The organism is Spirillospora sp. NPDC046719 (genome assembly GCF_040645715.1).
Lineage (GTDB): Bacteria > Actinomycetota > Actinomycetes > Streptosporangiales > Streptosporangiaceae > Spirillospora.
On sequence record NZ_JBEYYT010000701.1, the window covers coordinates 1 to 3,342 of the forward strand.

Annotated in this window: 2 protein-coding genes; both read left to right on the top strand. The window is 72.2% G+C overall.

Annotated features, from left to right (window positions below):
• Positions 1–195: 195 nt before the first annotated feature.
• Positions 196–2,325, top strand: a complete 2,130-nt coding sequence (locus ABZ914_RS48860; protein WP_500201438.1) for an MMPL family transporter — start codon at positions 196–198, stop codon at positions 2,323–2,325.
• Between the two features lie 156 nt (positions 2,326–2,481).
• Positions 2,482–3,300, top strand: a complete 819-nt coding sequence (locus ABZ914_RS48865; RefSeq protein ID WP_500201439.1) for an S-methyl-5'-thioadenosine phosphorylase — start codon at positions 2,482–2,484, stop codon at positions 3,298–3,300.
• The last annotated feature ends 42 nt before the right edge of the window (positions 3,301–3,342 follow it).

Consider the following 3,342-nt stretch of genomic DNA (forward strand, 5'->3'; position numbering starts at 1 on the left):
GGAGGAACCCGAACGGGTTCCTCCGGCCTTCCGCGTGCTCTGGGGAGCATCCCTGAGGCCACCCCTAGCCGGACCCTGAGGCCACCCCGAGATTTCGCGATATAACTTGCTTCCTCTCGCCTTTCGAGAGACTCTGGTCCTGAGCGAGTTTTCGCGTCATATCGCGAGATCCACGGACCTCTCAGGAGATCGACCATGCGCGCACAGAGCCAGGCTCCCCCCAGAACACCGGCCGGCAGGCTCGCCGGGCTGATCGCCGGACGCCGCGGCAAGTGGGCCGTCCTCGCCGTCTGGATCGTCCTGCTGGCCGCGCTCGGCCCGCTCGCCGGGCGCCTGGGCGACGTGGAGGACAACGACGCGGCGTCCTGGCTGCCCGCGAGCGCCGAGTCCACGCAGGTCGTCAAGCAGCAGGACATGTTCCAGAAGGACGAGACGATGCTCGCCGTCATCGTCTACGAGCGTCCCTCCGGCATCACCGCGGCCGACCGCGCCAAGGCCGCCGCCGACAAGCCCGCCTTCGAGCGGCTCCCGGGCGCCGAGAAGGCGCAGGGACCGTTCCCCTCCAAGGACGGCAGCGCCCTGGAGACCCTCGTCCCGATCAAGAGCGACGACGTGACCGACGCCGTCGACCAGGCCCGCGACCTCGTCAAGCGGGGACCGCCCGGCCTGTCCGCGCACGTCACCGGGCCCGCCGGCGCCGGCTCCGACCAGTTCGGCGTGTTCCAGACCCTCGACGGCTTCCTGCTCATGGCGGCCGGCATCGTCGTGATCGTCCTGCTGCTGATCATCTACCGCAGCCCCGTCCTGTGGTTCATCCCGGTGCTCAGCGCCGTCTTCGCCCTCGGACTCGCACAGTCCGTCGTCTACCTGCTGGCCAAGTACGCCGACCTGACCGTCAACGGGATGAGCTCCGGCATCATGACCGTGCTGGTGTTCGGCGTCGCCACCGACTACGCCCTTCTGCTCGTCGCCCGCTACCGCGAGGAGCTCCACCGGCACGAGGACCGGCACGAGGCCATGGCGTTCGCCCTGCGCCGCGCCGCGCCCGCCGTCATCGCGTCCGCCGCCACCGTGGCCGTCGGCCTGCTGTGCCTGCTGCTCGCCGACCTGAACTCCACCGCCGGGCTCGGCCCGGTGGCCGCGGCGGGCGTCCTCACCGCGCTGGCGGCGATGGTCACGCTCCTGCCCGCCCTGCTCGTCATCTTCGGCCGCTGGGTGTTCTGGCCGCTCGTCCCGCGCTACGACGCCAAGTACCTCGAACCGGAGGCGTACGAGGCCGAGCACGGAATCTGGTCCCGCGTGGCGGGCCTGGTGGGCAGGCGCTCGCGCTTGCTCTGGGTCACCACCGGCATCGTCCTGATCGGTCTCACCTTCGGCCTCGGCTCGCTCAAGGCGGACGGCCTCTCCAACCCCGGGCAGTTCACCGGACGCCCCGACTCGATCGCCGGGCAGGAGGCCGTGGCGCGGCACTACCCCGCCGGATCCGGCTCCCCGGCCGTCGTTATCGGCAAGGCGTCGGAGTCGACCCAGATCGCCGCCGCGGCCGCGCGCACACAGGGCGTCGCCCAGGTCGGTCCGCCCGCGACCGAGAACGGGCTCGTCATGTACGAGGCGACCCTGCGCGACCCAGCCGACAGCAAGGCGGCCGAGCGGACCATCGACCGGCTCCGGGACGCTGTGCACGCCGTCCCGTCCGCCGACGCGAAGGTAGGCGGCACCACCGCCACGTCCCTGGACACCAAGCGGGCCTCCGTACGCGACAACAAGGTCATCATCCCGGTCGTGCTGGGCGTGGTCTTCGTCATCCTCGTCCTGCTGCTGCGCGCGCTCGTGGCGCCGCTGCTGATGATGGGCACCGTCGTCCTGTCGTTCCTCGCCTCGCTGGGCGCGTGCGCGCTCATCTTCAGGCACGGCTTCGGCTTCGAGGGCACGGACACGGGGTTCCCCCTGCAGGCGTTCACCTTCCTGGTGGCGCTCGGGGTCGACTACAACATCTTCCTCATGCACCGCGTACGGGAGGAGTCCCAGGCGCTCGGCACGCGGCGCGGCATCCAGCGCGGCCTCACCGTCACCGGCGGCGTCATCACCTCGGCCGGGGTGGTGCTGGCGGCGACGTTCGGCGCGATGGCGACGCTGCCGCTGGTGTCCATGGTGGAGATGGGCTTTGTCGTCGCGTTCGGCGTCCTGTTCGACACTCTGGTCGTCCGGTCGCTGCTCCTGCCCGCCCTGTCGCACGACCTCGGACGGCGGATCTGGGCGCCGGGCCGGCTCGCCGCCCGCGAGGCGCACGCCGGCCGGTCCCGCGTCCTCGACCGGGTGGGCTGACGCGAGATCCGCCCCGCTTCACAGGGTGCCCCGTTTCTGGGGATATAGAGGGGTCCGGTGCGGCACCGGGCCCCTCCGCCGCGTCGCCGATCATGAAGTTATCCACATTTCGCTGCGGGTCGCACGCGCTCCGGCGGGCTGGTTAGTGTCGGCGGCATGTCCACCAACTCCCAGCCCACGGCCGAGATCGCGGTCATCGGCGGTTCCGGTTTCTACTCCTTCCTCGACGACGTCGAGGAAGTGCGCGTCGACACCCCCTACGGCCCCCCGAGCGACGCCATCACCATCGGCGAGCTCGCCGGGCGGCGCGTCGCGTTCGTCCCCCGGCACGGCCGCGACCACCGCTTCCCGCCCCACAAGATCCCCTACCGGGCCAACCTGTGGGCGCTGCGGGCGCTGGGCGTCCGGCAGGTCCTCGCGCCGAGCGCGGTCGGCTCGCTGACCCCCGACCTCGGGCCAGGCACGCTGGCCGTCCCCGACCAGCTCGTCGACCGGACGTCCGCACGCCCGCAGACCTACTACGACGACGGCGCCGCGATCCACGTCTCCTTCTCCGACCCGTACTGCCCGGTCGGCCGGCGCGCCGCCGTCGATGCCGCGAACACCGCCGGGTGGGCGCCCGTCGACGGCGGCACCCTCGTCGTCATCGAGGGCCCCCGGTTCTCCACCCGGGCCGAGTCCCGCTGGTTCGCCGGCCAGGGCTGGACGCTCGTCGGGATGACCGGCCACCCCGAGGCCGTCCTCGCCCGCGAGCTGGCGCTCTGCTACACCCCGCTCTGCCTGGTCACCGACCTCGACGCCGGCATCGAGGAGGGCGAGGGCGTCACCATGGACGAGGTGCTGCGGGTGTTCGGCGAGAACATCGGGCGGCTGCGCGGCCTCGTCGCGGACGTGGTCAAGGCGCTGCCCGCCGAACGCGGCTGCCCCTGCCCCTCGGTCCTGGACGGCATGGACCTCCCGCTGGAGCTGCCGTGAGGGCACGCGCGGCCCGGCTGCGGCGGCCGCTGGCGGCGCTGT